Below are 26728 nucleotides of genomic sequence, written 5' to 3' on the forward strand. Positions count from 1 at the left end.
TGTCACGAGATCCGTTTCAGGCCGGACGCATATTGCTTCCAGCGCCGCACATAGACATCCGCGCCACGGGCGATCATGGCGCGCATCTTGTCGTCCACCTCACGCACGGCCTTGGCGGGCGACCCGATGATCATCGCATTGTCGGGAAACTCTTTGCCCTCGGTGATGAGCGCCCCGGCGCCCACAAGACAGTTGGATCCGATCTTGGCGCCGTTTAGGACAATCGCGCCCATGCCGATCAGCGTGTTGTCGCCGATCGTGCAGCCATGAAGGATCACGTTGTGCCCGATCACGCAGTCCTCGCCGATCGTCACCGGGAACCCCGGATCGGTGTGGAGCGTGGAATTGTCTTGCACCTGAGAGCGTGTGCCGATCTCGATCCACTCGTTGTCGCCGCGCAGCACCGAGCCGTACCAGACACTGGCGTCGGACTTGAGCCGCACCTTGCCGGTCAATGTGGCCGTATCGGCGACCCAATAGAGCCCGTCCGCCGGAAATTCGGGCGCCTGCCCATCAAGCTCGTAGACCGCCATCGTCGCTCCTTTCGCCCCTCAAGCGCCGTGGATACAATTCTGAGATAGCCTTGTCATTCAAGATCGGGCTACAGGGCCGGGAGGTCCCGCCCGGCACGGAGGTACCGGAACCTCTTGTAACAACCCGATCACACCGGTAAGGAAAAGCGCCCCCAGCAGATTCTCAAGGGTTTGAACGCGCCGATGAGCACCGAAGACACCAAAAAAGGCGGAAATCCGCTGACGATCTTCATCGTTTCGCTGTGTGCCGCCATCGTGATGGCAGGCGGCTTCGCGATCGTGATCGAGGCCTTCATCCTTGCCGCGGCCAATCTGTTCGAGCTGGGGTCCACATTCGTCTGGATCACGAGCGGGGCGAATGCGCTCTTGGCCTTGTGGTTCGCGGTCTGGACCTTTGTCAGGTCGTGGCACGTGGAGCGGCGCCTCGGGGCCGGTCTCGAGGTCGATGAACCGAAGATGTCGATCCTTGGCAATCTCCGGGGATAGCAGCATGTTCTTGCCCTGGCGGCGGTGCGCCACCGGGACGATTATCCCATGCGGGACAACGGAAAAGCCCGTATGGTCTAACTGGATCAAGTGGTTCTAAGGGGGTCCGCTATGTCGGTTTGGGGAAAACTCGCAGGTGCAGCCGCAGGACTCGCGGTCGGAGGGCCGATCGGGGCGTGGTTGGCGGCGTCGCGGGGCACTACGTGATTGACCGGGACGGCGACCAGGCCGGCGGGGCCGACGGCGAGGACCAGGTGGCCTTCACCGTGGGCGTCATCGCGCTCGGCGCCAAGATGGCCAAGGCTGATGGCGTCGTCACCATGGACGAGGTCAACGCCTTCAAGGAGGTGTTCAAGGTCCCGGACGGCGAGATGAAGAACGTGGCGCGGGTGTTCAACCTCGCCAAGCAGGAAGTAGCCGGTTACGAAGCCTATGCCGACCAGCTGGCGGGGATGTTCAAGGGCAACAGGAAGCTGCTGGAAGACGTTCTGGACGGTCTGTTCCACATCGCCAAGGCCGACGACGAGTTCGATCCGAGCGAGGAAGAGTTCCTGAAGCAAGTGTCCAAGCGCTTCGGCTTCACCGAGACGGAGTTCGGCTACATCAAGGCCCGGCACGTGGTTGCCTCGAAGCGCAATCCTTACGAAGTGCTCGAGGTCGATCCGTCGGTTACGAACGATGCGTTGAAGGCCCAGTACCGCAAGTTGATCGCGGAGAACCATCCCGACAAGCTGATCGCACGCGGCGTGCCGGAAGAGTTCATCGCCATCGCCACGGACAAGATGGCCGCCATCAACGAGGCCTATCAGCAGATTGCCAAAGAGCGGGGCCTCTAACCCCTCTTGCCGCCGCGTAGGCGGATGGCTGGACGGTCTTCCCGTCGGCGGGATGGCCGCGAGACCGACGGCCCTTGCAGAATGGATTGGCTTGGATGACGGCCGCACCGGACAGCAAGCTTGCCGCGCATTGGGTGCCATCGCCCAATTTCGAACCGCGGCCCGAGGGACGGAAGCCCGACACGCTGATCCTGCATTACACGGGGATGGAAGCGTGCGACGCGGCCCGCGACTGGCTCGCCTCCGAAGAGTCCAAGGTCTCCGCCCACTATCTCCTCGACGAGGCCGGGGTCGTCACCCAGATGGTGGCGGAGTCCGAGCGGGCTTGGCACGCGGGCCAAAGCTATTGGGCCGGTGAGACGGACCTCAATTCGGCGTCGATCGGCATCGAGATCCACAATCCCGGCCACGACTTCGACTACCCGCCGTTTCCGGAGGTGCAAATGCAGGCGGTGGAAGCCCTGTGTCTCGACATTCTCGGCCGCCACGCGATCCCGAAAGAGCGTGTGCTGGCCCATTCGGACATCGCGCCCGGCCGCAAACGCGATCCCGGCGAACGGTTCGACTGGGCCCGGCTGGCCCGCGCCGGCATCGGACTTTGGACTGAACCCGTGCCCCTCGGCGACGATGCCGGCCTCGGTCTTGGCGACGAGAGCGAGGCCGTCGCCGAACTTCAGCGTGATCTCAGGGATTTCGGGTACGGCGTCGAGGACACGTCCACATACGGGCGCGGAACCGAAATCGTGGTGGAGGCCTTCCAGCGGCACTACAGGCCCGCAAGGGTCGACGGCCGTGCGGACCGCTCGACCCGCGAGACGCTGAAACGGCTCCTCATCGTCCGGTCGGGCGCGGTGGTTTGATCTGCTGGGTTGCGCTTGCGGCTCTCGGTGAATGGCCATGAAAAAAGCCCGCCCAAGGGTTGGGCGAGCTTTCGAATTCGTATCGTTCGGCGCGGGGCGCCAGGCCGACGCTAGTTGTCGTTATAGAAGCTCTCGGCCTTCTGCACGTTGCCGTCCGGGTCCTTCATGAACTCGTCCTTGGCGGCTTGCTTGCTGAAGCAGTAGATCTTTTCGCCGACCGTCTCGTGGATCGAGCAGTCCGTGTATTTCTTCTGGCCCTGGGTCAGACCCCAGGCGCAGTTGTTTCCGAACTCACCGAGAGCACCGGCGGCAAGCGCGGCAGAACCGGAAAGACCAATCACGGTGCCGGTGACCGCCGCGGCGAGAACAACCTTCTTCATCAATACTTCCTCCAGGACTTGTATTCACGTGGCGCATTTGGCCGTTGAGGTGCCAAGGAATCGGCAGAAATGCTCTCGCCGTCAATGGACAATTGCAGTGCCATCTTGCCTATGCGCCGGGAGAGGGCGGGGAAGACCCGCTTCGACGTGGAGGGTCTTCCCCTGTGCGCGCACGGAGGGCCGATGGCGCGGCTACTGGTTGTCGTCGTAGAAGCTCTGAGCCTTTTTGAGGTTGCCCTCAACGTCCTTCATGAACAGCGTCTTGGCCGTCTCGTTTCCGAAGCAATAGGTCTTGCCGTCGATCTCCGCGTTGACGGAGCAGTCCGTCTCGACCTTCTTCTCGAGAGACAGGCCCATGGCGCACATATTGTCGTATTCGCCGGTCGCCGCCATCGCCGAGCTGGCGAAGAGAAGGGCGCCGGTCACGATGGCGGGGGTCAAGAATTTCATCGGGGATTCCTCCATATCACTGTCTGTTCCGTGTCTGCGCGCTTCGGGCAGGTCCTGCCGTCAGCGTATACGCAGCTTACAAGTGCACAACGCGCCGAGAGTGTGACTGGGATCACGCAGGTGCGATCACATATTCGCGATTTCGGTTTGGATGTTTGGCAAAAGAAACCCGCCCCTCCGGGCGGAGAGGCGGGAGAACTTGGCAACGGCGTCGAAAGGCGCGCTCGCGCCGCTACAGCGTTTCTTCGAAATCCATGCCTTCAAAGGTGTACCGGTCCACTTGAGTCCAAATTCCGTCCTCTTGGACCGGAACCTTGTGGACCTTGACGTTGCCGACCTTCAGCGAACCGTCCGTCTCGTCGACCCAGAAGTCCAAGTCGTAATACTCGTCCTTGCTGCCGGGCTTGCGGAAATCGGTGCACGCAAAATATTTGCCTTCGCCTTTGAGCCGGCGCACGGGCCGATGCATCTCCACGAACTGAAGCTTCAGGTCTTCGCCCGTCTTGTCGTCCTTGACGGTGATGTTCCCGTCCTCGTCCTTGTTCTCGAGGATGTAGTCGTGGATCGAGGCCATCACCTGCCAGGCGCGCGCCCCTTCGATGCTGCCGGGATGTTCCTGGACCGGCAGCCACCACCACGCGACCGGGAGCCGCGTGATCATGAAGTAGCCGTCGCCGTCACGCTTGGGGCCCTTCTGCACGCGGATATCCTGAAGCGTGAGTTGCTGGCCTTCCGGCTTGAACCAGAAGTCGATGGCATATTGCTTCTTGGGCTCGTCGACGTCGTGGAAGATGACATTGGCGAACCAGCCATAGCCTTCCATGCCGCGTACGATCTTGATCTCCTCGAATTTCAGCTTGAGATCCGTATCGAGCTTGGGGTCGTGAAACACGAAGGCATCGCCTTCCGAACGCTCGTCGATCACTTGCTGGACTCGGGCGTGACGTCCGCCTCGGTGAAGACCTTTGCGCCGGAGGCGGCTTTCGCCTGCTGCTCTTGGAGAAACGTCTTGGCCCGGGCGATATTGCCCTTGGGGTCCTTCAAGAACGCGGCCTTCGAATTCTCGCTCGAGAAGCAGTACACCTTGCCGTCTTCGTCGGTCCAACTGACGGAGCAATCGGTCTTCACCATTTGCCCGTCGGCGAGGCCCATGGCGCAACTTTCATCGAACTCGGCTTCGACATCGCCATGATCCTCCATGGCGGGCGCCGTGGCGGGCAGGACCATGGCGAGCATACCGGCCAGGAGCACAGGCAATGTCAAACGGGAGATGAGCCGTCTTGATGTCATGTCTGTCATTGTCATTGATCCTTGGGCGTTGGGTCTCGTTAGCGAAGTGTTTGGCGGGTTGTTCAAAACTTCGGACCGTTATGTCCTTAGGGCTCGTTCAGGGGTCTTGTCTGTGACCTGAGTTACGTTGCGCAGCCATCACGCCTGAGAGCCTGATCGCAATGCGGGCCGGGAAAGGGCCGCGTCCCCCGCGCCATAGGTGGCGAGCGCGGCCATGTCGAGCACCTCGATCGAGCCGCGCGACGAGCGGAGCCAACCCAGGCGTTCCCATTCGGAGACGTACCGGCTGATGACTTCGCGCACGCTGCCGAGATCGAGCGCGAGCTGCTGATGGGTCTTCGAGACGACACGTGAGCCTTCGGCCTCGGCCAGAAGACGTCGTGCCAGGCGAAGATCGAGACTTGCGAAGGCCACTTCGTCCACGAGCATGATCAGGCTCGACAGCAAGTCCCCATAGTTCGACAGGACATAGTGCCGGAACCTTGGGGACGACGACATGAGCTTGAGAAAAACATCCGCCGGGATGGCGGCGAGCAGGACGTCGGCTTGCACGGTGCTTTCCGCGGGGAAGGGATTGCCGGCCATCAAACAGGACGTTGTCAGAACGCAGGTCTCACCGGCGCCCACCTGGTAGAGCATGATTTCCCGGCCCGACTCCGAGGTCTGAAGACGCGCGTCTGGCCTCGATGCACATGAGATAGTTCCGGCAGTGCTGGCCCTGGTAGTAGGCCACATCCCCTCGACGGAGCCGCTCGAACTGTATGACGTCGAGCAGCACGTCCCTTGTCTCCGGCTCGAGCTCGGCGAGTTCCGGAAAGACGTTGAGCCAGCGTGTGATCAGCACCTGATTGGTCATCGCTCGAAGTGGTCTTACCCAGCTTGTTATGGGCCGAAAGTTCCTGAAAGTGACGGCTTGCGCGGTTATGCGTCAGATTGCCGCGAGCATATGGGAACATTGGTAACCCGGGGATCAAAAAGCCGTGACGACTTCGGGAGCTCTTCTTTCGAAGGCTGGGCGAACGCCGGAAGAGCCGCGAGCGGGTCCCGGTACTTGACGAAAACACCCGACTTCCCCTTATTTTGGTTAGTCAGCAAGCCGGATGGCCGCTCCTCAGGACCTGGGGAGAGGAAAGTCCGGGCTCCATGGAAGCGCGGTGCCGGATAACGTCCGGCGGGGGCGACCCCAGGGAAAGTGCCACAGAAAGCAAACCGCCCTCGAGGCTGAAAGGCCGTGGAGAGGGTAAGGGTGAAAGGGTGCGGTAAGAGCGCACCGCGTCTTTGGCAACAAAGGCGGCAAGGCAAACCCCACCGGGAGCAAGACCAAATAGGGGCCGCAAGGACGATCGACCGTAACGCACGAGAGATCGCCCAGGTCTGTTTCCAGACCGGCGGCCCGGGTTGGTTGCACGAGGCGTCTCGCAAGAGTCGTCCCAGATGAATGGCCATCACCTCGCGGTGACGCGAGGAACAGAACCCGGCTTACAGGCTTGGTGACACGACAGGACCGGCGTGAGGGATACCCCCTCGCGCCGGTCTCCAATTTTGGCGTCCTGTGACGTATTTCGTGGGCCTGTCATGGAACAAGAGGCCGAGCTTCGTTGTTGGTCCAATAGACTGCAACCCAAACGAAAGGAAATCGTCATGCTTGGTTGGGCCTTGACGTTTTTTGTAATTGCGCTGATTGCAGGACTTCTTGGCTTCGGCGGCATTGCCGGCACCGCTGCTGGAATCGCGAAGATCTTGTTCTTCACTTTCCTCGTTTTGCTTGTCGCATCGCTGATTATGCATGTCGTGCGCGGCGCAGCGCCCTGATCCCCATCTGACCCCGCAAGCGCCCTCCAAGACCGGCCCCCGAGCTCCAAGACCGGCCCCCAAACCCCAAGACAGGTCCCCAAGCCCCAAGACAGGTCCCCAAACCCCAAAGAGTGCCCCCAGAAGTGCGCCCCAAGGGCTCGCGCAAAAGAAACGGCCGGCGGTAGGGGGCTGCGCCGGCCGTTCTTTGAAGAAGCACCTCGGGATGTTGGCGCTTCGGCTTTGGTTGAGCGGCGACGCGTGTCGCCCTGTCCTCTGAACGAGGCCGGCCTCTAGGCCAGGTCGAAACGATCCGCGTTCATGACCTTGGTCCAAGCCGCAACGAAGTCCTCCACGAACTTCTCCTTGTTGTCGTCCTGGGCGTAGACCTCGGCATAGGCGCGCAGGATCGAGTTTGATCCGAAGACCAGGTCCATACGCGTCGCGGTCCATTTGACCTCGTCGGTCTTGCGGTCGCGGATCTCGTAGATGCCGTCGTCCACGAGGACCCACTTGTAGGCCATGTCGGTCAGGTTGACGAAGAAGTCGGGCGTCAGAGCGCCTTCGCGGTCCGTGAAGACGCCGTGCGTGGTCCCGCCGTAGTTGGTGCCCATGGCGCGCATGCCGCCCACCAGAACAGTCATCTCGGGCGCGGTCAGGCGCATCAGCTGGGTGCGGTCGAGCATCAGCTCTTCCGGGCTGACGACATAGTCCTTCTTCAGCCAGTTGCGATAGCCGTCGGCGAGCGGTTCCAGCACGTCGAAGGACGACGCATCGGTCATCTCGTCCGTCGCATCGCCACGGCCCGGCTCGAACGGCACGGAGACGTCGTAACCGGCGGCTTTCGCAGCCTGTTCGACGCCGACATTGCCGGCGAGCACGATGACGTCCGCGATGCTGGCGCCGGCGTCCTTGGCGATCGGCTCGAGGACCGACAGCACCTTGGCCAGACGCTCCGGCTCGTTGCCTTCCCAGTCCTTCTGCGGGGCGAGGCGGATACGCGCGCCGTTGGCGCCGCCGCGCATGTCAGACCCGCGATAGGTGCGGGCGCTGTCCCAGGCGGTGGAAACCATTTCGGCGGTGCTCAGACCGCTCGCGGCGATCTTGGCCTTCACGGCGTCCACGTCGTAGTCGGTGGCGCCAGCCGGGATCGGGTCCTGCCAGATCAGGTCTTCTTCGGGCACGTCCGGACCGATGTAACGGGCCCTCGGGCCCATGTCGCGGTGGGTCAGCTTGAACCAGGCCCGCGCGAAGGTGTCCTTGAAGTACTCCGGATCGGCCATGAACTTTTCGCAGATGGCCTTGTAGGTCGGGTCCAACCGCATCGCCATGTCCGCATCGGTCATGATCGGGTTGTGGCGGATCGAGGGGTCGCTGGCATCCACCGGCATGTCCTCTTCCTTGATCCCGATCGGCTCCCACTGATTGGCGCCGGCCGGGCTCTTCTTCAACCACCAGTCATAACCGAACAGCAGATCGAAATAGCCCATGTCGAACTGGGTCGGATGGGTCGTCCAAGCGCCCTCGAGGCCCGACGTCACTGCGCGGCTGGCGAGCCCCTCCTGGTTGGGGTTGGCCCAGCCGAGGCCCTGCATTTCGGGGCCCGCGGATTCGGGATCCGGCCCCAGGTCGTCGGCATCGCCATTGCCGTGGGTCTTGCCCACGGTGTGGCCGCCGGCGGTCAGGGCGACGGTTTCCTCGTCGTTCATGGCCATACGGGCGAAGGTCTCGCGCACCTGGGCCGCGGTCTTCAGCGGGTCGGGAGTGCCGTTCACGCCCTCCGGGTTCACGTAGATCAGGCCCATCTGAACGGCTGCGAGCGGGTTCTCCATGGTCGAGGGATCGTCGACGTCCTCATAGCGGCCGTCGCTCGGCGCGAGCCATTCCTTCTCGGCGCCCCAATAGGTGTCGATTTCCGGATGCCAGATGTCCGCGCGGCCGAACCCGAAGCCGAAGGTCTTCAGCCCCATGGATTCGTAGGCGATGTTGCCGGCCAGGATGATCAGGTCGGCCCAGGAGACCTTGTTGCCGTACTTCTTCTTGATCGGCCACAGAAGGCGGCGCGCCTTGTCGAGACTGACATTGTCCGGCCAGGAGTTCAGCGGCGCGAAACGCTGGTTGCCAGTGCCGCCGCCGCCACGCCCGTCGGCCAGACGGTAGGAACCGGCAGCGTGCCACGCCATGCGGATCATCAGACCGCCATAGTGGCCCCAGTCGGCGGGCCACCATTCCTGGCTTTCGGTCATCAGCGCGGTCATGTCCTTCTTGAGCGCTTCGAAGTCGAGCGTCTTCACTTCCTCGCGATAGTCGAAGTCCTTGCCCATGGGGTCGGTCTTCGTGTCGTGCTGGCTCAGGATGTCCAGGTTGAGGGCGTTGGGCCACCAACTCATGACCGAACTGCCGGTCTCGGTAACCGCCCCGTGCATCACCGGGCAGCCACCCGATTTATCGACTTTTGCGTCCATTATCCTCATTTCCTCCGATTCGTGATTTTGCGGTGGGGGTGCCTCAAGGGCATGCGCCGGTATAGGAGGCACAGTGCGCGCCGCAGACCATAAGCGCAAATCGTATTTCCTTATTACGTCCATAAGAAAAACTAATGCCGTCCAGTCGAGCAACTGCCCGAGCCGAGCGGCGCCCGCGAGCGTACGCGTTGCCCAAGACAGGTTCGCTTCAGCGCCCCAAAAAGTCTTTGATCAGCCGCAACGTCGCCTCCGGCTGCTCCTCCTGAGGCATGTGTCCGCAACGTTCGATGATCTCGAGCCGGGAGGTTGGCATGTTGCGGCGGAGTTCGACGCCGATATCGAGCGGGACGATCCGATCGTTGTCGCACCAGGCAATCAGCGTCGGCTGTTTGATTGACGGATAGCGCTTGGAAATCTCCTCGAGCCCCTGGGGCACGATCTGGCGCGCGCTATGGATCATCGCGTGTTTGCCGGCCACGGTCCGCAGTGGCGCGGCATACATCTCCACGTCTTCCTCGCCGATCTTGCTGTCGTCGTAATACGCAAGCTTGAGCGCGACGCGCGCCTGCACCTCGGGGGGCACCATCCGCACGCCTAGATGCGAGACGAGAGGCATGTCCATCATCCTGAAGGCCACCGGGATGTTTTGCGGGTAAGCGATCGTATCCAGCAGCACGAGCTTGGCAATCCGCCCCGCAAGGCGCGGGTCCTCGTCGAGCGCCAGCATCAGCGAGATGCCGCCGCCGTAGGAGTGGCCCACAAGGGTCAGATTCTTGAGGTCGTTGTCGAGGATGAGCTGCTTGATGAGCTCGGCTTGATCGAAGATCGAATAATGCTCATCGAACGGCTTGTCCGACTGTCCGAAGCCCTTCAGATCCACCGCGATGACTTTGTGGTTTTCCGCCAAGCTGGGGCGATCCGCCGCCACGTAAACGTGCTCGCGCCGAATCCATGGATCAGCAGGATCGGCGCGCCCGTACCTTTCGACTCGTAGAACAGTTTGACCGGGGCCTCTGGCGGCCCGAGGCGCGCATAGGCGGCGCCTTCGGCCATGATCGCCGTGGCCGCGCCGCGCGCGGATGGGAAGCCGGAGGCCAGCAGAAGGACCGACAAGGCCGTCACGCGTAGGATGCGGTGGAGTGTCTTTCCCTGCATTGCCGCCAAACCGTCTATCGCCGCCTCGTCGAGGGCTCACGTCAGGCCGTCAGTAGGCGTCCCAAATACGCCGTCCATGTGGCCAGTTCCCATGTGGCCGGTTCCCATGTGGCCGGTTCCCATGTGGCCGGTTCCCATGTGGCCATGTCCAAGAGCCCGGCCGGGCAAATGACCACGTGCGCGGGGGGCATCCAAGAGCATGCGCTTCGCGCGGTTCGAGCGCCGTCCTGCGCGTGGCCTTAACCATACCTTTATCGCGCTTCGTGCCCACTCAGCAATCGGACTCCGTGCAAGCGAAAGGGCCGTCGCGCTCCGGTCGCGGGCAGAACGCTGGATGACCCACGCGTTTCCCGCAAAAACCAGCGATCTCCCACGTATCTCCATTGACGCCCATGCTATCCCATGGTATCCCATAAATGCCCGTTCGGTGAGTGGGGTGGAGGAAGCAGGCAGCGCTTCCTTTGAGGCCACGGGGGGATCCGCGCCGCTTCTTCCACCCATTTTTCGAACTCGCGGAAGGCCAGCGCCGAAGCGCCGTTTGTTTCAGTTCCGCATCGTCCAGTCGGCTTCGTAGCGCGTGAGGGAGGGGATGGATCAGTTTGTCTCGTCATTCACGAATAGGATCGACGCCAAGGGCCGGGTCTCGGTCCCTGCCTCGTTCCGTACGGTTCTCGCCAAAGACGGGCTTGACGGCATCTACTGCTATCCATCGCTTGATGCCCCGGCGCTCGACGCCGGCGGCCAGCGCCTCGTCGATAAAATCAATTCTTTGGTCGAAGACTCGCACCTTACTCCGATGAGCGCGATCAGCTCGCGACCGCACTCTTCGGCACATCCGAAATTCTGTCGATCGATCAAGACGGTCGTACGAGTCTCCCGGAGCGCCTGCGTGAACACGCTGGCATCACCAGCCACGTCACCTTTGTGGGGCTGGGCGAAAAATTTCAGCTTTGGGAGCCGAAACGCTTTGAGGCTCATTTGGCGGAGGCGCGCGACAAGGTCCGCGACCTTCGCAAGTTACTCGGCGCGGGGCGCCGCGAAAGCGGCGGTGCAGAGGGAACACGGGAATGATGACGGGCCGCGGCAGGCCATCGTTTGCCGCTGGCGGACTGGCCCGTCACATTCCCGTGTTGCTTTCCGAGGTCCTGAAGGCGCTCGAGCCTGAAGACGGCGACACCATCATTGACGGCACGTTCGGCGCGGGTGGCTATTCCAGGGCTATTCTCGAAGCCGCCGATTGCCGCGTCATCGCCATCGACCGCGATCCGGGCGCGCTTGCCCATGCACAGGAGCTGACGGAGACGTTCCCGGGGCGATTCAGGGCCGTGCTCGGCCGCTATAGCGAGATGGAACGGGTGGCGGACGCGGAGGGAATCGAGGCCGTCGACGGCGTCGTGCTCGACCTTGGCGTGTCCTCCATGCAGCTCGATCAGCCCGAGCGCGGCTTCTCCTTTGCCAAGGACGGTCCGCTCGATATGCGCATGGGGGCGGAAGGGCCGACGGCAGCCGACATCGTCAATAGCCTCGACGAGGCACAACTCGCGGATATCATTTATATTTTTGGCGAGGAGCGGCGCTCGCGCGCCATCGCGAAAGCCATCGTGAGGCGGCGCGCCGCAGCGCCGATGACGCGGACCGGCGAACTCGCGGATCTTGTTGCGGGCGTCCTCGGCCGGAAGCGCGACGAGGCGAAGCACCCCGCGACACGGACGTTTCAGGCGCTTCGGCTCCATGTGAACGCGGAACTGGACGAACTCGCCGAAGGGCTCGGCGCGGCCGAACGGCTCCTGAGACCTGGCGGGCGCTTGGTGGTGGTCACGTTTCATTCCCTGGAAGACCGGATTGTGAAGCGTTTTCTCGCCAGCCGGAGCGCGCCGCCACAGAAAGGGTCCCGGTTCTTGCCGGATTCGGGGGAGAAAGAATTTTTGCCAAGCTTCCAGCTTCTTAACCGTCGCCCCGTAGAACCGAACGAGGAAGAGGTCCGTAGCAATCCCCGGGCGCGGTCGGCACGGCTGAGAGCCGCCCGCCGGACGGAGGCTCCGGCCCACGGTTCGGGCCTGGCCGGGCTTGGAGTCCCCGAGCTGCGCCGCAAGGGGGACGCTTAGACTTTGCGTTGAGGGACGCGTCGGTTTGCGTACGCGTAGATGTGATGTTGCGCTTTGTGAATATCTGCCTGCTCCTCGGCCTCGTCGCCTTGGCCTACGTGATCTACCAGGTCAAATACGAGGCGCGGAGCCTCGACGAGAAGATCGTCGTGCTGCAGCAGCAGATCGAGGAAGAACGTGACACCCTGGCTGTCGCGCGGGCCGAATGGAGTCTTCTCAACCGGCCCGAACGCATCGAGCGCCTTGCCAAGAAATATCTCGAGCTGAGCCCTGTCCAACCGCAGCAAATCGTCATTCTGGATGAAGTGACCGAGAAAGACTTCGAGCGTGCCCAGGCGTTGGCGCAGTCTGCCAAGACGGATAGCGCGAAAGCCGCAAGTTTCAGTGCGGCGGCTCAGTAGGCACGGACAGCATGGCGCGGCGCGAAACTCACACACCCGATCCGGCCGAAGCGCGCGCGGCCCGCGCCTATCACGCGCGCTGCCGTACGCGGTTCCGGCTGGCCTGCCTCGGCTTCGCCCTGGCGTTCGTGCTCATTGGCGGGCGGTTGGTGTCGTTGGGACTGGCTGACAAAGGTCCCGGCCGCAACGGCGCCTACGACATCTCGACGACGATCCATCGCCCCGACATCCTCGATCGCAACGGGCAATTGCTGGCCACCGATATTCGGGGCGCGACGCTCTATGCCGATCCAAAACGCATTCTCGATGCCGACGAGGTCGTGAACGGTGTCGCGAGCGTCCTGCCCAACGTCGACAAGGCCAGGCTGCGCAAGCAGCTCGCGGGCCGCGGGCGCTTCGTGCGCATCGCCCGTGAGCTGGCGCCGCGGCAGCAGCAGCAAGTCCACGACCTGGGGCTTCCCGGTCTCGGCTTCATTCAGGAATACCGGCGCTTCTACCCCGTGGGTGGAACCGCCAGCCATGTCGTGGGCCTGGTGGACGTCGACAATCGCGGTCTCGGGGGCATTGAGAAGTTCATCGACAACAACCCGCAGCTGACCATGATGAACCCGCAGACCGAGTCGGGCGGCGAGACCGTGGCGCTGTCCCTCGACGTGGGTGTGCAGCATGTCCTCCGGGAAGAGCTGAGGAACGCGATCACGCTCTACGAGCCAAGGCCGCCTCGGGCATCATCATGGACGTGCACACGGGCGAGTCGTTGCGCTCGCCTCGCTGCCGGATTTCGATCCTCATCACCGGGGCGAAGCGCTCGACAAGGAGAGGATCAACCGTATCGGCTTCGGCGTCTACGAGATGGGGTCCGTGTTCAAGACCATCACGGTCGCAGGCGTGCTCGACTCCGGTTTGGCCAACGTCAACACGGTCTACGACGCGACCAGCCCCATCTATTTCGGGCGCTTCTCGATTAGCGACTTCCACGGCAAGCGGCGTCCGCTCACCGTGGAGGAGGCGTTCATCTATTCCTCGAATATCGCGTCGGCGAAGATGGCCATGCATATGGGCGTTCCGGCCCATCGCGCCTTTCTCAAGAAGCTCGGCCTTCTCGACCCTGTCGTCACCGAGCTCGGTCCGAGCGCGGCGCCGATCGTGCCCAAGCACTGGAAGAAGTTGAACACGATGACGATCGCCTTCGGGCACGGGCTGTCCGTGACCCCGCTCCAATTGGCAACGGCGACCGTGCCGCTCGTCAATGGGGGACTCGCGGTGCCGCCCACCTTCCTGCCGCGCACACGCGAGGAGGCCTTGGCGGTCTCAAGCGCGTCCTCAAGCCCGAGACCAGCGCCGTGCTCGTCAGGTTGATGCGGGAGAACGTGCTGCGCGGGTCCGGCAAGCGGGCCAATGCCGAGGGCTATCGCGTTGGCGGCAAGACGGGCACGGCGGAAAAGGTCGTCAACGGCCGCTATGCGCGCCACTCTCTCTTGAACAGCTTCCTGTCCGTGTTCCCGACGGACGACCCGCAATATGTCGTCCTCATCACGTTGGACGAGCCGCAGCGGGTCGAAGCCACCAACTACAATTCCACCGCCGGTGTGAACGCGGCGCCCACCGTGGGCAAGGTCGTGGCACGCATTGCCCCGATCCTCGGGGTTCCTCCCAAGCTCGGCGAGACGGCTTCCCGGTTTGACGCCAAGAGATCGGCCACCTATTAGAAGACGGCCGGGGCGCAAGACCCTTCGTCGCGGCCTCGAGATTCTCAATTGATAATAGCCGGTTACGGGCAGTCGGACATGACCCTCGGTGAGTTGATAGGCCCGGAGGCGAAGTTGAGCGCGGCAGTTGCGGCGCTCCCGATTGCAGGGATCACCGCCGACAGCCGTGAGGTGAAGCCGGGCTATCTCTTTGCGGCGCTGTCCGGCGTCAACACGGACGGGGCGAGGTTCGCCGCCGATGCCGTGGCCCGCGGGGCCGTCGCGGTTCTCGCGGCCGACGAGATCAATGTGGGTGTGCCGGCCGTCGCCGTCCCGGACCCCCGTAGAGCCCTTGCGCTGATCGCTGCGCGGTTCTTTGGGGCGCAGCCCGAGACGGCGGTCGCGGTCACGGGCACCAACGGCAAGACCTCCGTGGCAGCCTTCACCCGGCAACTGTGGAGCGATGCGGGTCATTCGGCCGCGAGCCTTGGGACCGTGGGCGTGGTGTCGCCGACCGGCACCAAGGTCCTCCGGCACACGACCCCCGACCCAGTCGAACTGCACCGCCTCCTGGCCGGACTCCATGCGGAGTCCGTGACGCATCTCGCGCTCGAAGCCTCAAGTCATGGCTTGCAGCAGCGGCGTCTCGACGGGGTCGCCCTGAGGGCCGGGGCGTTCACCAACATCTCGCGGGACCATATGGATTATCACGCGAGTTTTGAGGATTATTTCGCTCAGAAGCTACGCCTGTTCACCGAACTCTTGCCGCCCGGGGCGACAGCCGTGATCGACATGGACAGCGCGGAGAGCCCGCGCGTCGCCGACGCCGCCAAGGCCCGTGGCCTGAAGGCCCTCACCGTGGGACGGGCCGGCGAGACGCTACGCCTCGTCTCGGCGGAGGTCGAGGGTTTCGCGCAAGAGCTCAAGATCGAACATGCGGGGAAAACCCATACGGTCCTCTTGCCGCTGGTGGGAGAATTCCAGGCGAGCAACGCGCTCGTGGCGGCCGGCCTTGCGATGGCGACGGGCGCAAGCGCGGACGAGGTCCTGCCGCGGCTCGCGCACCTGCAAGGCGCGACGGGACGGCTGGAACTCGCCGGCACGTCGCATTACGGTGCGCCGATCTTCATCGACTATGCGCACACGCCCGATGCCTTGGCCAAGGCCCTCGACTCCTTGCGGCCCTACGCGGCGAAACGGTTGTTCGTGGTGTTCGGCTGCGGCGCGGACCGCGACCGGGGCAAGCGGCCTCAGATGGGCGCGGCCGCGGCCGCCAAGGCGGATGTGGTCATCGTGACCGACGACAATCCGCGCAGCGAGGATCCCGCCGCCATTCGGGACGAGATTTTGGTGGCCGTCCCCGGTGGCCGGGAGATCGGCGATCGCGCTATGGCGATCTCGGAGGCGATCCGCATGTTGCGCGCGGGCGATGTTCTGCTCGTGGCGGGCAAGGGGCACGAGACGGGCCAGACCATCGGCACGCGGGTTGTTCCGTTTTCCGATCACGGCGCGGTGGCCGCCGCGCTGAGCAAGGGGGCACAGCTTGGCTGATCCGACTTGGACTTTGGGCGAGGTGATCGAGGCCACGGGCGGACGTTGCGAGGGAGACCCTGCCGCGCCCATTTCCGGCTTTTCGATCGACAGCCGCGCGCTTGATCCCGGCGAAGGCTTCATCGCGATTCGGGGCCCGAACCGCGACGGTCACGACTTCGTTCCCAAAGCGCTGGATGCAGGGGCCGGCTGCGCCGTCGTCGAGGAGACGTTTCCCGGCGAGAGCGATCTTGAGACGCGCGAGGCGGATACGGCGCCGGCCGGTCTCGACGAGACGCGGCTGGTCCGGGTCGAGGACACGTTCGATGCCTTGAACGATCTCGGCCGGGCAGGCCGCGAGCGTACCGACCATGCGGTCGTGATCGGGGTGACAGGCAGCGCCGGAAAGACCGGTACGAAGGAAGCCTTGCGAGCCGCGCTCGGTCCCAGCGGCACCGTCCATGCCTCCGCCAAGTCCTTCAACAACCATTGGGGCGTGCCGCTCACCCTCGCCAATATGCCGCGCGACATCGACTACGGTGTCTTCGAAGTGGGCATGAATCACGCCGGAGAGATCGCCGCGCTCACCCGGCTGGTCCGGCCCCATATCGCGATCGTAACGACCGTGGCGCCGGTCCATCTCGGCTTCTTCTCCTCGGTCGAGGAGATCGCCGATGCCAAGGCCGAGATTTTCGAGGGGCTGGAACCGGGCGGCGCCGCCGTGCTCAACCGCGACAATCCGCATTTCGAACGATTGGCCGCGGCCGCGCGCGGCGAAGGCGCGAGATTGGTCTCCTTCGGCGAGGACGAGCGCTCGAAGGTCCGGCTCATCGATTGCGATCTCGGTCCCGAGGGTTCGACCGTCACGGCGGACGTCTTCGGCGAAACGCTCACTTTTCGCGTCGGCACGCCCGGACGTCACGTGGTGCAGAACACGCTTGCGGTGCTTGCGGCCGTGAAACTGGCCGGCGCCGACCTTTCGGCGGGCGCCAAGGCCCTGGGCACTGTGGGGGCGCCCGCGGGCCGCGGCGAGCGATTTGTCATACCGACGGAACAGGGCCCCGTTTGCATTGTTGATGAGTCCTACAACGCCAATCCGGCGTCCATGCGCGCGGCACTCGCGACCTTGGGCCTCACGTCCCGTGACGACTACAAGCGGCGTGTGGCCGTGCTTGGCGATATGCTCGAGCTCGGGGACGAGGGACCGCGACTTCACCGGGAATTGGCGGAAGCCGTTGACGCGGCCGGTATAGATGTTGTCTTTGCCTGCGGCGAGTGCATGGCGTCCTTGTTCGAGGCGTTGCCGCAAGCGCGCCGTGGCGCTTATGCCGAGACATCGGAGGGGCTTGCGCCGGTTCTGCTGTCGGCGGTCCGGCCCGGCGACATCGTTATGGTGAAGGGCTCGCTGGGGAGCCGCATGGCGCCGCTCGTGGCCGCACTGAAGCGCCGGTTCGAAGAACGATAGTTTCGGCCCACTTGGCCGCGAAGGGCCCGACGGGCCGGAATTGAAGGGGGGAGACACGCGATGCTTTACTGGTTGGCGGGGCTTGCGCCCGACGTCGCTGTTCTCAACATCTTCCGTTACATCACGTTCCGGACAGGCGGCGCGATCGTCACGGCCTTGTTGTTCGTGTTCTTCTTCGGACCGCGTGTCATCCGCTCCTTGCGTGTCAGGCAAGGCAAGGGGCAGCCGATCCGGACCGAAGGCCCGCAGAGCCACATCATTCAGAAGCAAGGCACGCCCACCATGGGCGGCCTCATGATTCTCTCGGGCCTCGTCGTCTCGGTTCTTCTCTGGGGCAACCTGTCCAACCCTTATGTCTGGGTCGTGCTGTTTCTGACGCTCGTCTACGGCGCGGTCGGCTTTTACGACGACTATCTCAAGGTCACGAAGCAATCCGTGCTTGGTTTCGCGGGACGGATCAAGATTGTCATCGAAGCCGGCGCGGCCATCATCGCCACCTACGTGATTGCATCGGTCGGGGAGCCGCCCCTGTCGACCTCGCTCACCATTCCCTTCTTCAAAGACATGGTGCTTCCGGTCGGCATGTGGCTGTTCGTCATCTTCGGCACCTTTATCATTGTCGGCGCCGGCAACGCGGTGAACCTGACCGACGGGTTGGACGGTCTCGCGATCGTGCCGGTGATGATTGCCGCGGCAACCTTCGGCTTCATCGCCTACGTAGTCGGCAACTCGCTCTTCGCCGACTATTTGCAGATCCATTTCGTCGCGGGGACCGGCGAGCTTGCCATCATCTGCGGCGCGCTCGTGGGCGCGGGCCTCGGCTTCCTCTGGTTCAACGCACCGCCTGCGCTCATCTTCATGGGTGACACCGGCTCACTGGCGCTCGGCGGGGCGCTCGGTACGATCGCCGTCGCGACCAAGCACGAACTGGTGCTCGCGATTGTCGGCGGCCTCTTCGTTCTGGAAGCCGTGTCGGTGATTGTTCAGGTCACGTCCTATAGGCTTTTCGGAAAGCGCGTGTTCCGCATGGCACCGTTGCACCATCACTTCGAGCAGAAGGGCTGGCCGGAGTCGACCGTCGTCATCCGCTTCTGGATCATCTCCGTGGTGCTCGCGCTCGCCGGTCTTGCAACGCTGAAATTGCGCTAAGCTTCACCCACGATGATTCCCGTCACGATCTTCGCTGGACGAAAACTGGCGGTTGTCGGCGCAGGTCTGAGCGGCCTTGCGACGGCGCGCGCCCTGCAGGCGGGCGGTGCCGACGTCGTCGTGTGGGACGACAAGGAAGCGGGCCGCGCCCAGGCCGCAGAGGCCGGGTTTCCAGTCGAGGATCTGGGGCAAGCCGACTTCGGCGCATTCGCGGCGTTGGTCCTGGCACCCGGCATCCCGCTCACCCATCCCGAGCCCCATTGGAGCGTTAAGAAGGCGCGCGCGGCCGGGATCGAAGTCATCGGCGACGTGGAGCTGTTCTTCCGGGCCCGGGCCGCGGCCGGCGCGGGCTGCAAGGTCATCGTGATTACCGGCACGAACGGCAAGTCGACCACGACGGCGCTGACGGCGCATCTGTTGGAGTCCGCTGGCCGGGACGTTGCGCTTGGCGGCAATATCGGCAACGCCGTGCTCAATCTGGCGCCCTTCGCGCCCGGGATGATCTACGTCCTGGAATTGTCGTCCTATCAGATCGATCTGACGCCCTCGTTGAAGCCCGATGCGGCCGCACTCCTGAACATCACGCCCGACCACCTCGACCGCCATGGCTCGCTGGCGGGTTACGCGAGCGTGAAGGCGCGCGTCTTCGCTCAACTCGGGGCGGATGGCACCGCGGTGATCGGCATCGACGATGCGCCGTGCCGGGCCATCGCCGAAACGCTGGATGGGCCCTATGCCGTGAAGCACGTCGCCATAGGCCGGACGGTCCGGAATGGCGTTTGGGCAGCCGATGCGACCCTTTTCGAGACGGACGACGGCAACGAGGTGGCGCGCGTGGACCTCACGGGCATCGGTTCGCTGCGGGGCGCGCATAACTGGCAGACGGCCGCGACGGCCTATGCGCTGGCCCGGTCGCAAGGTGTCGATGCGCCGGCGCTTCGGGAGGGCCTCCGCAGCTTCGGCGGCCTCGCGCATCGCATGGAGCAGGTGGCAAGGGCAGGGAAGGTTCTGTTCGTGAACGACTCCAAGGCGACCAATGCCGACGCCGCCGGGAAGGCTCTGGGCAGCTTCGACAATATCTACTGGATCGTCGGCGGCGTGGCGAAGGACGGGGGACTCGGCGGGCTCGAGCCCTTTTATCCGAGGATCGCCCGTGCCTATCTGATTGGCGAGGCGGCCGAAGCCTTCGCGGACCAGCTCGGCGACGCGGTCCCGCATACCGCCTGCGGCACGCTGGCGCGCGCCGTCGAGCAGGCGGCCGAGGATGCGAGCCGCTCGGGAGGCGACGAACCGGTTGTGCTATTGTCGCCGGCCTGTGCCTCATTCGATCAGTATGCCAATTTCGTCGAGCGGGGCGATGCGTTCCGGAAACTCGTGATGCAGCGTAACGGTGTCACAAGCCTTACGGGGTAGGGTAGCGTGTCATGAGAATTACGCGCGCCGACAAAAGCGTCCTTTCCGATTGGTGGTTCACCGTCGACCGGCTGATGCTCGTCGGCCTGATGCTGCTGATGGGGGCCGGGGTGGTGTTGTCGCTCGCGGCCAGTCCGCCGATCGCCGAGAAGCTCGGACTGGAGCAGTTCCACTTCGTGCGCCGGCACATCGCGCTGCTCGTGCCCGCCTTCGCGATCATGTTCGCGGTCTCCACGCTCACGCCGAAACAGATCCGGCGCGCGAGCCTCGTCATCTTCCTTGTCGGCATCGTCTTGATGCTCGGCATCCTGTTCATCGGCCCTGAGGTGAAAGGCGCCAAGCGCTGGCTGCCGCTCGGTCAGTTCTCGCTGCAGCCGTCGGAATTCGTAAAGCCGGCCTTCATCGTGCTGACCGCCTGGCTCTTCAACGAAAGCCAGAAGCGGAAAGATGTTCCGGGGCTCGAACTGGCGATCCTGCTCTACGCGGTGTTCGCGCTGCTTCTCGTCCTTCAACCGGATTTCGGACAGACGCTGCTCATCAGTATCGTCTGGGGTGCGCTGTTCTTCATGGCCGGCATCAACATGATATGGATCGTGGCGCTGATCGCGCTTGGCGTCGCGGGCCTGATCAGCGCCTACATCATGCTGCCCCACGTCGCCTCGCGCATCGACCGGTTTCTGGATCCGGCCTCCGGCGACACCTACCAGTCCGACCGGTCGCTGGAATCCTTCCTGCGCGGGGGCTGGTTCGGGCGGGGGCCCGGCGAGGGGACGGTCAAGGACGTGCTGCCCGACTCCCACACCGACTTCATCTTTGCCGTGGCGGCCGAAGAGTACGGCTTGATCGCCTGCCTGATCCTGCTCACCCTGTTCGCCTTCGTGGTGCTGCGCGGTCTGTCCAAGGCCTCGCAGGAACCCGATGGGTTCATTCGGCACGCGGTCGCGGGCCTGGTGATGCTGTTCGGCCTGCAGACCCTGATCAACATGGCCGTGAATGTGGGCCTGCTGCCCGCCAAGGGCATGACCTTACCCTTCATTTCCTATGGCGGTTCATCCATGCTTGCCATGGCGCTCACCATGGGGTTTACGCTGGGGTTGACCCGCAGGAGACCGATGGCGGGGCGCATGAAGCATCCGGCAAGCGCCGCGCATGATCGCGATCATGCCGAGGCAAGGGGGCAGACGGCTTGAGCCAGACCATTCTACTCGCCGCCGGTGGTACGGGGGGGCATCTCTTCCCGGCCACGGCCTTGGCGCAGGAGCTAACACGGCGCGGATTCGCAGTGGAGCTCGCCACCGATGAGCGGGCCGAGCAATACGGCACCGACTTCCCCGCGCGCGCCGTCTACCGCATTCCCTCGGCGACCGTGGCGGGCAAATCGCCCGGCGCTCTGTGGAAGACGTTCTCGACCTTGGGCAAGGGCTATTTCCGGGCGCGCCGTTTGCTCGAGATGGTGCAGCCGCACGTGGTCGTCGGCTTTGGCGGCTATCCGACGCTGCCGCCCCTGCTGGCCGCGCGCTCTCTGGCGATCCCCACGGTGCTGCACGAGCAGAACGCGGTGATGGGGCGCGCCAATCGACTGTTGTCCCGCTTCGCCGACGCGATTGCCCTGTCGTTCGACACGACGAAACACCTGCGGCGCAGCGCCGAGAAGCGCGCGGTGGTGACGGGCAATCCGGTGCGCGATGCGGTCGTGGCGTTCCGCGATCAAGACTACGCCGCGCCGGAAGCCGCCGGGCGCCTGTTGCTGCTTGTCTTCGGGGGCAGCCAGGGCGCGCGCTTCTTCACGGAGATGATACCGCAGGCCCTGACGCAACTGCCGTCGCCCTTGCGATGGCGGCTGTCGGTCGTGCAGCAGGCACGCCCGGAGGACGTTGCCGAGGTCCGCGAGGCTTTCCGGGGGGCCGAGATCACGGCGCATGTGGCGCCCTTCTTCCAGGACCTGCCCGAGCGGATCGCCGGGTCCCACCTGATCATTTCCAGAGCCGGAGCCTCGACCGTGGCCGAACTGACGGCGATCGGACGGCCCGCCATTCTCGTTCCGCTGCCGCATGCCATCGACAACGATCAGCTCGAAAACGCGCGCCGCCTCGAGGACAACGGCGGCGGCTGGTGCCTGCACCAGTCCAGCATCACGCCCGAAGGCTTGGCCGCGCGGCTGGAGGAGTTGCTCGGCAACCCGGATGTCCTGGTCAAGGCGGCGGCGAACTCCAAGGCCATGGGCAACGTCTACGCGGTGAACAGGCTCGCCGACCTCGTCGCGGACCTGGCCGGCCCGAACGGAGTTTAGGCGGCCATGCATTTGCCACCGCCCGAGACGACGGGCCTGTTTCATATCGTGGGCATTGGCGGCATCGGCATGAGTGCCATCGCCGAGGTGATGCATACGCGCGGCTATCGCGTGCAAGGCAGCGATCTGAAAGACGGACCGAACCTGACGCGGCTGCGCGAGCACGGCATCGACTGCATCATTGGCCACGATCCCGGCAACGTCGAGGGGGCGTCCTATCTGGTGATCTCGAGCGCGGTGAAGGCCGGCAACCCCGAATACGAGGCGGCCCGGGAGCGCGGCATCCCCATTATCCGGCGTGCCGAGATGCTGGCCGAGCTCATGCGCCCCTGCACGACCGTCTCGGTAACCGGCACCCACGGCAAGACCACGACCACCTCGCTCGTGGCCGACCTGCTCTACGGCGGCGGCCTCGATCCGACCGTGATTACGGGCGGGATCATCAATGCCTGGGGCACGAATGCGCGCATCGGCCAGGGTGAGTGGATGGTCGTCGAGGCGGACGAGTCCGACGGCACCTTCCTCAAACTGCCGACGCAGATCGGTGTCATCACCAATCTCGATCCCGAGCACATGGACTTCTGGGAGTCCGAGGAGGTGCTCTATCAGGCCTTCGAGCAGTTCATCGAGTCGATCCCGTTCTATGGAACCGTGGTCGCTTGCATCGATCATCCGGTCGTGCGCGGCCTCATCGCGGCGCTGGGCGGCGCGGAAAACGGGCGGCGCATCTTGACCTATGGCGTCTCGCGTTCGGCCGATATCCGGTTGTCAACGTGCGGCCCGATCACGCCACCACGTTCGACGTCCGGCCGGATCGGGCGTGCCGGGGGCGCCCGCGAAATCAACGACCTGACGCTGCCGGCACTCGGCCACTACAACGCGCTCAACGCGATTGCCGCGCTTGCGGTGGCGACGGAGGCCGGCGTCGGCGACGACATGATCCGCACGGTGCTGGCGAATTTCTCGGGCGTGAAACGGCGCTTCACACGCGTTGGCGAATGGCAGGGCGTCGCCATCTACGACGACTATGCCCACCACCCGGTCGAGATTGCCGCGGTGTTGCGCGGCGCGAATGCGGCTGGCAACGGCCGTATCGTGGCGGTGATGCAGCCCCACCGCTACACGCGGCTCCAAGCCCTGTTCAACGATTTCTCGGCATGCTTCGACGATGCCGACGTGGTGATCCTCACGCCGGTCTATTCGGCCGGCGAGGCGCCGATCCCCGGGATCGACCGGGACGAGCTCGCCGCGGGACTCAGCGCCACGGCCATGCGCAAGGTGCTGATGGTCGAGGACGCGGACTCCCTTGCGGTCACGGTCGCTTCGGTCGTCACGGAGGGTGATCTCGTCGTTGGACTGGGGGCCGGCACGATCACCGATTGGATCAACGCGCTGCCCGCCAAACTGGCAACGCAAGGGGGCGCATCGTGAGCGGAACCGAACTTTTCGAGACGCTCAAGGCGGCGATGCCGGACTTGCGCGGACGGCTTACGGCCGGATCGGTCCTCAAGGACTACACCTGGTTCCGCGTCGGCGGCCCGGCCGAGGTGCTGTTCTCGCCCGCCGACGAAGCGGATCTTGCGTATTTCATGCAAGCCCTGCCGGCGGAGATGCCGGTGACGACGATCGGCCTCGGCTCGAACCTCCTCGTCCGCGACGGCGGGATCGACGGCGTGGTGATCCGCCTCGGCCGCGGCTTCAACGAGATCACGGTCGAAGAGGGGAGCCGCTTACGTGTCGGCACCGCGGTCCCCGATGTGAAAGTGGCGCGGGCGGCCGCGGATGCGGGCATCGCGGGGCTCGCCTTCTATCGCGGCATTCCCGGTGGTATCGGCGGCGCCTTGCGGATGAACGGCGGCGCGCATGGGACCGAGACATGCGACGTGCTCGCGGAAGCCCGGGCCGTCGACCGCAAGGGCAATATCCACGTCCTGTCCGTCGAGGACATGCACTACAGCTACCGCCATTGCGGCGCGCCGGAGGACTACATCTTCACCCAGGCGTTGTTCCAGGGGCGGCCCGGCGACACGGACGAGATCCTCGCCGAGATGGACGAGATCGCCGCCTATCGCGAGGAGGTGCAGCCCATTAAGAGCCGCACCGGCGGATCGACCTTCAAGAACCCGGACGGCAACAAGTCCTGGCAGCTCATCGATGCGGCCGGGTGCCGGGGGCTGGCCGTGGGCGATGCGCGGGTCTCGGAGCTCCACTGCAACTTCCTCATCAACGAGGGCAATGCGTCCGCCGCAGATCTCGAAACGCTCGGCGAGACCGTGCGCGCGCGGGTCAAGGAAACGAGTGGCGTTCAGCTCGAATGGGAAATCAAGCGCCTCGGCAAGCCCGCCTAGGCGCCCGCACGCGGCCAGCCCGCGCGCCAACCCGTTTTTCGCCCCCATCGGCGTGCGTTCGCGCGCGAACACGGTTAATGCAGCGTTAACCGATTCAAGGTGTGTTGCGTCTTGAGAGACGCAAGGCGCCGATCCGCGTTTCAGACCAACCGACAGGGGCCGTTCCATGGCAGAAAAACAAACGCACGTCGCCGTTCTGATGGGAGGCCTGTCTAACGAGCGCGAGATTTCGCTCCGGTCCGGCGCCGCCTGCGCCGAGGCCCTTGAAGGCGAAGGATACCAGGTCACTAAAGTCGACGTGGGCCGGGACGTGGCCGAGCGTTTGGCGGCGCTCAAGCCGGATGTCTGCTTCAACGCCCTCCACGGCCGTTTCGGCGAGGATGGCTGCATCCAGGGCGTGCTGGAGACCATGGGCTTGCCCTACACCCACTCGGGCGTGCTGGCCTCGGCGCTCGCCATGCACAAGGAACGCGCCAAGGCCGTGTTGCGTGAAGCGGGGGTCCCGGTCGCCGAAAGCCGGGTGGTGAGCCGCGCCGAAGCGGCCAAGGGCCACCCCATCGCGCCGCCTTACGTGATCAAGCCGCCGGCCGAGGGCTCGTCCGTCGGCGTCTACATCATCCGCGAGGGGCAGGCCCATCCGCCGCAGGAGCTGCATTCCGCCGATTGGGCGCTTGGCGAGGAGCTCATGGTGGAACGGTTCATCTATGGCCGCGAACTCACTTGTGCGGTCATGGGCGACGAAGCGCTCGGCGTGATTGAGATCCGCCCGGCCGAAGGGCTCACCTTTTATGACTACGAGTCGAAATACGCGCCTGGAGGCTCAATTCACGTCCTGCCGGCGCCAATTAAACTAAATGTTTACCAATTGGTACAGAAGCTGTCGGTAGCGGCTCATAGGGCACTGGGCTGCCGTGGGGTCAGTCGTAGCGACTTCAGGTTCGACGACCGGCCAGAGGGAACGGGGGAACTGATCTGTCTTGAGGTCAACACCCAACCTGGCATGACGTCCACGTCACTGGTGCCCGAGCTCGCCGCCCATGCCGGGCGCTCTTTTGGCGACCTGGTCCGTTGGATCGTGGAGGATGCGTCGTGCAATCGCTAGGCACGTCAGGACGTTACCATACGCAAGGAGGGTCACGCCGGGCCCCGCGGGCGCCTGTCGCGGCCAACCCGTACGCGCACCAGCTCCCGGTGCCTCAGGCCAACCGGACGGTCGTTGCGCGGGGGCCGAGGCGCGTGCATCTGGGCCGGACGCGGCGTGGGCCCATGTCGGGCAAATGGCCGCTTCTTTGCGCGGCCTTCACGGCCAGCGCGGTCCTTTATGGCGCGATCGTCGGCGGTCAAATCGAGCAGATTTTTAACGCGGCGGTAACCGGTGCCGAGCGCGCCGCCGTCGCGATGGGATTCGGGGTCAAGCGCGTGGTCGTCGAGGGGCAGCGGAACGCGACCGATGCCGCGATTACGACCGCCCTCGCGGCGGGACCCGACACGTTCATGCTCGCCTTCGATACGGACGCGGCCAAGGACCGCCTCGAGCTGTGCCGTGGATCCGGCATGCGCGCGTGATGCGCCTTCTGCCCTCGACCCTGCAGGTCGAGATCGAAGAGCGCGATCCTTACGCGATGTGGCAGAACAAACGTCAGACCTTCGTCGTGGACAGCGAAGGCGTGGTCCTGGCGCCAGCCTTGCCCCAGGCCTTCCCCAACCTACCGCTTGTCGTGGGTGAGGGCGCCGGCAAGCATGCCGCGGCACTTTACGGGACTCTCGCGTCCTACACGGACTTGAAGAACCGGATGCTGGCGGCTTTGCGCGTCGGCGACCGCCGCTGGACGCTGAAGCTGCGGACCGGCACCGAGATCATGCTGCCCGACGGCAATATCGAGATGGCGCTGAATGCGCTTCAGAAGCTCGAGAAGGAGCGCGGTGTTCTGCAGCGGGACCTCGCGGCCATCGACCTGCGTCTTCTCGACCGGATCACACTGCGTATGCGTGAAACCACGGCCGCGGCCGTGGATGAAACAGTGCCCGCCGGGGTGCCCACATCGGCGACCGGCACGACCAACCAACCCGACGGCAGAACGTGACACGGAGCT

General features: G+C 64.4%; 29 protein-coding genes, 1 other RNA gene and 2 pseudogenes. 22 read left to right on the plus strand and 10 right to left on the minus strand.

The features are described 5' to 3' along the window. Positions 1 to 2: 2 nt before the first annotated feature. Positions 3 to 533 carry a gamma carbonic anhydrase family protein gene (locus AUC68_RS15145; protein WP_069438408.1) on the minus strand — a complete coding sequence of 177 codons (531 nt, stop codon included), beginning with the start codon at positions 531 to 533 and terminating at the stop codon, positions 3 to 5. A 183-nt stretch (positions 534 to 716) separates the two neighbouring features. Between AUC68_RS15145 and AUC68_RS15150 the strand changes: the two genes are divergently transcribed. From AUC68_RS15150 to AUC68_RS15160, 3 genes are all read left to right on the plus strand, one after another. After that, positions 717 to 1019, plus strand: coding sequence for a hypothetical protein (locus AUC68_RS15150; protein ID WP_069438409.1), 303 nt, complete (start codon positions 717 to 719; stop codon positions 1017 to 1019). Between the two features lie 176 nt (positions 1020 to 1195). After that, entirely contained in the window at positions 1196 to 1855 is a 660-nt protein-coding gene (locus AUC68_RS15155) for a TerB family tellurite resistance protein (protein WP_342027504.1), read from the plus strand. A 95-nt stretch (positions 1856 to 1950) separates the two neighbouring features. Continuing rightward, positions 1951 to 2715 (plus strand): N-acetylmuramoyl-L-alanine amidase, encoded by a 765-nt coding sequence (locus AUC68_RS15160; protein WP_069438410.1) that lies wholly within the window; start codon positions 1951 to 1953, stop codon positions 2713 to 2715. 110 nt (positions 2716 to 2825) lie between these two features. On the opposite strand, the gene AUC68_RS15165 is transcribed toward AUC68_RS15160, so the two are convergent. The 6 genes from AUC68_RS15165 to AUC68_RS16880 form a co-directional block, all read right to left on the minus strand. Further along, entirely contained in the window at positions 2826 to 3095 is a 270-nt protein-coding gene (locus tag AUC68_RS15165; RefSeq protein ID WP_069438411.1) for a hypothetical protein, read from the minus strand. Positions 3096 to 3287: 192 nt separating this feature from the next. Further along, complete coding sequence (locus tag AUC68_RS15170; RefSeq protein WP_141701321.1) at positions 3288 to 3545, minus strand: hypothetical protein; 258 nt, start codon at positions 3543 to 3545, stop codon at positions 3288 to 3290. Between the two features lie 232 nt (positions 3546 to 3777). After that, the gene (locus tag AUC68_RS15175; protein WP_069438413.1) at positions 3778 to 4470 is read right to left on the minus strand and encodes a hypothetical protein; all 693 of its coding nucleotides are present in this window, start codon (positions 4468 to 4470) and stop codon (positions 3778 to 3780) included. Further along, positions 4467 to 4844, minus strand: coding sequence for a hypothetical protein (locus AUC68_RS15180; protein WP_141701322.1), 378 nt, complete (start codon positions 4842 to 4844; stop codon positions 4467 to 4469). Before AUC68_RS15180 ends, AUC68_RS15175 begins: the two co-directional genes overlap by 4 nt. 129 nt (positions 4845 to 4973) lie before the next feature. Continuing rightward, entirely contained in the window at positions 4974 to 5474 is a 501-nt protein-coding gene (locus AUC68_RS15185; protein ID WP_069438415.1) for a Crp/Fnr family transcriptional regulator, read from the minus strand. After that, complete coding sequence (locus AUC68_RS16880) at positions 5449 to 5691, minus strand: hypothetical protein (RefSeq protein ID WP_069438416.1); 243 nt, start codon at positions 5689 to 5691, stop codon at positions 5449 to 5451. The genes AUC68_RS15185 and AUC68_RS16880 overlap by 26 nt, the downstream gene beginning before the upstream one ends. A 232-nt stretch (positions 5692 to 5923) precedes the next feature. Between AUC68_RS16880 and rnpB the strand changes: the two genes are divergently transcribed. Then, an RNA gene (rnpB, locus tag AUC68_RS15195) (RNase P RNA component class A) lies at positions 5924 to 6333 on the plus strand. A gap of 143 nt (positions 6334 to 6476) precedes the next feature. After that, positions 6477 to 6647, plus strand: coding sequence for a DUF1328 domain-containing protein (locus AUC68_RS15200; RefSeq protein WP_069438487.1), 171 nt, complete (start codon positions 6477 to 6479; stop codon positions 6645 to 6647). A gap of 272 nt (positions 6648 to 6919) precedes the next feature. Here AUC68_RS15200 and katG read toward each other — a convergent pair whose 3' ends face one another. The 3 genes from katG to AUC68_RS16885 all read right to left on the minus strand — a co-directional run bounded on the left by katG (position 6920) and on the right by AUC68_RS16885 (position 10246). Continuing rightward, positions 6920 to 9091, minus strand: coding sequence for a catalase/peroxidase HPI (katG, locus tag AUC68_RS15205; RefSeq protein WP_069438417.1), 2172 nt, complete (start codon positions 9089 to 9091; stop codon positions 6920 to 6922). 208 nt (positions 9092 to 9299) lie between these two features. After that, a complete protein-coding gene (locus AUC68_RS15210; RefSeq protein ID WP_244500559.1) occupies positions 9300 to 9998 on the minus strand; it encodes an alpha/beta fold hydrolase in 699 nt (232 codons plus the stop codon). Then, positions 9962 to 10246, minus strand: coding sequence for a hypothetical protein (locus AUC68_RS16885; protein WP_069438419.1), 285 nt, complete (start codon positions 10244 to 10246; stop codon positions 9962 to 9964). Before AUC68_RS16885 ends, AUC68_RS15210 begins: the two co-directional genes overlap by 37 nt. A gap of 589 nt (positions 10247 to 10835) precedes the next feature. Between AUC68_RS16885 and mraZ the strand changes: the two are divergent. The 17 genes and pseudogenes from mraZ to AUC68_RS15290 all read left to right on the plus strand — a co-directional run bounded on the left by mraZ (position 10836) and on the right by AUC68_RS15290 (position 26719). Next, positions 10836 to 11317, plus strand: a pseudogene (mraZ, locus tag AUC68_RS16215) (division/cell wall cluster transcriptional repressor MraZ). After that, on the plus strand, positions 11314 to 12351 hold the full coding sequence (gene rsmH / locus AUC68_RS15225) for a 16S rRNA (cytosine(1402)-N(4))-methyltransferase RsmH (protein ID WP_204377054.1): 1038 nt from the start codon (positions 11314 to 11316) through the stop codon (positions 12349 to 12351). Before mraZ ends, rsmH begins: the two are co-directional and overlap by 4 nt. Before the next feature lie 44 nt (positions 12352 to 12395). Next, positions 12396 to 12752 carry a cell division protein FtsL gene (gene ftsL / locus AUC68_RS15230; RefSeq protein WP_069438421.1) on the plus strand — a complete coding sequence of 119 codons (357 nt, stop codon included), beginning with the start codon at positions 12396 to 12398 and terminating at the stop codon, positions 12750 to 12752. Between the two features lie 11 nt (positions 12753 to 12763). After that, positions 12764 to 13234: pseudogene (locus AUC68_RS18005) on the plus strand (penicillin-binding protein 2); the annotation flags it as partial. Positions 13235 to 13523: 289 nt separating this feature from the next. Then, positions 13524 to 14111 (plus strand): penicillin-binding transpeptidase domain-containing protein, encoded by a 588-nt coding sequence (locus AUC68_RS18240; RefSeq protein WP_280138566.1) that lies wholly within the window; start codon positions 13524 to 13526, stop codon positions 14109 to 14111. Further along, the gene (locus tag AUC68_RS18245) at positions 14096 to 14461 is read left to right on the plus strand and encodes a penicillin-binding transpeptidase domain-containing protein (protein ID WP_141701326.1); all 366 of its coding nucleotides are present in this window, start codon (positions 14096 to 14098) and stop codon (positions 14459 to 14461) included. Before AUC68_RS18240 ends, AUC68_RS18245 begins: the two co-directional genes overlap by 16 nt. 78 nt (positions 14462 to 14539) lie before the next feature. Further along, entirely contained in the window at positions 14540 to 15991 is a 1452-nt protein-coding gene (locus AUC68_RS15240; RefSeq protein ID WP_069438422.1) for a UDP-N-acetylmuramoyl-L-alanyl-D-glutamate--2,6-diaminopimelate ligase, read from the plus strand. Next, the gene (locus AUC68_RS15245; RefSeq protein WP_069438423.1) at positions 15984 to 17435 is read left to right on the plus strand and encodes a UDP-N-acetylmuramoylalanyl-D-glutamyl-2,6-diaminopimelate--D-alanyl-D-alanine ligase; all 1452 of its coding nucleotides are present in this window, start codon (positions 15984 to 15986) and stop codon (positions 17433 to 17435) included. The genes AUC68_RS15240 and AUC68_RS15245 overlap by 8 nt, the downstream gene beginning before the upstream one ends. A gap of 60 nt (positions 17436 to 17495) precedes the next feature. After that, positions 17496 to 18584: a phospho-N-acetylmuramoyl-pentapeptide-transferase gene (gene mraY / locus AUC68_RS15250; protein ID WP_069438424.1), complete on the plus strand. Its 1089-nt coding sequence runs from the start codon at positions 17496 to 17498 to the stop codon at positions 18582 to 18584. 12 nt (positions 18585 to 18596) lie between these two features. Further along, positions 18597 to 19997, plus strand: a complete 1401-nt coding sequence (gene murD, locus AUC68_RS15255; protein ID WP_069438425.1) for a UDP-N-acetylmuramoyl-L-alanine--D-glutamate ligase — start codon at positions 18597 to 18599, stop codon at positions 19995 to 19997. 11 nt (positions 19998 to 20008) lie between these two features. Continuing rightward, entirely contained in the window at positions 20009 to 21187 is a 1179-nt protein-coding gene (gene ftsW / locus AUC68_RS15260; RefSeq protein WP_069438426.1) for a putative lipid II flippase FtsW, read from the plus strand. Further along, on the plus strand, positions 21184 to 22287 hold the full coding sequence (gene murG, locus AUC68_RS15265) for an undecaprenyldiphospho-muramoylpentapeptide beta-N-acetylglucosaminyltransferase (RefSeq protein ID WP_069438427.1): 1104 nt from the start codon (positions 21184 to 21186) through the stop codon (positions 22285 to 22287). The genes ftsW and murG overlap by 4 nt, the downstream gene beginning before the upstream one ends. Positions 22288 to 22299: 12 nt before the next feature. Continuing rightward, on the plus strand, positions 22300 to 23718 hold the full coding sequence (gene murC / locus AUC68_RS15270; protein ID WP_425283242.1) for a UDP-N-acetylmuramate--L-alanine ligase: 1419 nt from the start codon (positions 22300 to 22302) through the stop codon (positions 23716 to 23718). Further along, positions 23715 to 24635 (plus strand): UDP-N-acetylmuramate dehydrogenase, encoded by a 921-nt coding sequence (murB, locus tag AUC68_RS15275; protein WP_069438429.1) that lies wholly within the window; start codon positions 23715 to 23717, stop codon positions 24633 to 24635. The genes murC and murB overlap by 4 nt, the downstream gene beginning before the upstream one ends. A 166-nt stretch (positions 24636 to 24801) precedes the next feature. Further along, positions 24802 to 25737, plus strand: a complete 936-nt coding sequence (locus AUC68_RS15280; RefSeq protein WP_069438430.1) for a D-alanine--D-alanine ligase — start codon at positions 24802 to 24804, stop codon at positions 25735 to 25737. A 164-nt stretch (positions 25738 to 25901) separates the two neighbouring features. Continuing rightward, positions 25902 to 26201, plus strand: coding sequence for a hypothetical protein (locus AUC68_RS15285; RefSeq protein ID WP_069438431.1), 300 nt, complete (start codon positions 25902 to 25904; stop codon positions 26199 to 26201). Further along, positions 26201 to 26719, plus strand: coding sequence for a cell division protein FtsQ/DivIB (locus AUC68_RS15290; protein ID WP_069438432.1), 519 nt, complete (start codon positions 26201 to 26203; stop codon positions 26717 to 26719). Before AUC68_RS15285 ends, AUC68_RS15290 begins: the two co-directional genes overlap by 1 nt. Positions 26720 to 26728 lie beyond the last annotated feature (9 nt).

Origin of the sequence: Methyloceanibacter methanicus, assembly GCF_001723285.1 — a bacterium.
Taxonomy (GTDB): domain Bacteria; phylum Pseudomonadota; class Alphaproteobacteria; order Rhizobiales; family Methyloligellaceae; genus Methyloceanibacter; species Methyloceanibacter methanicus.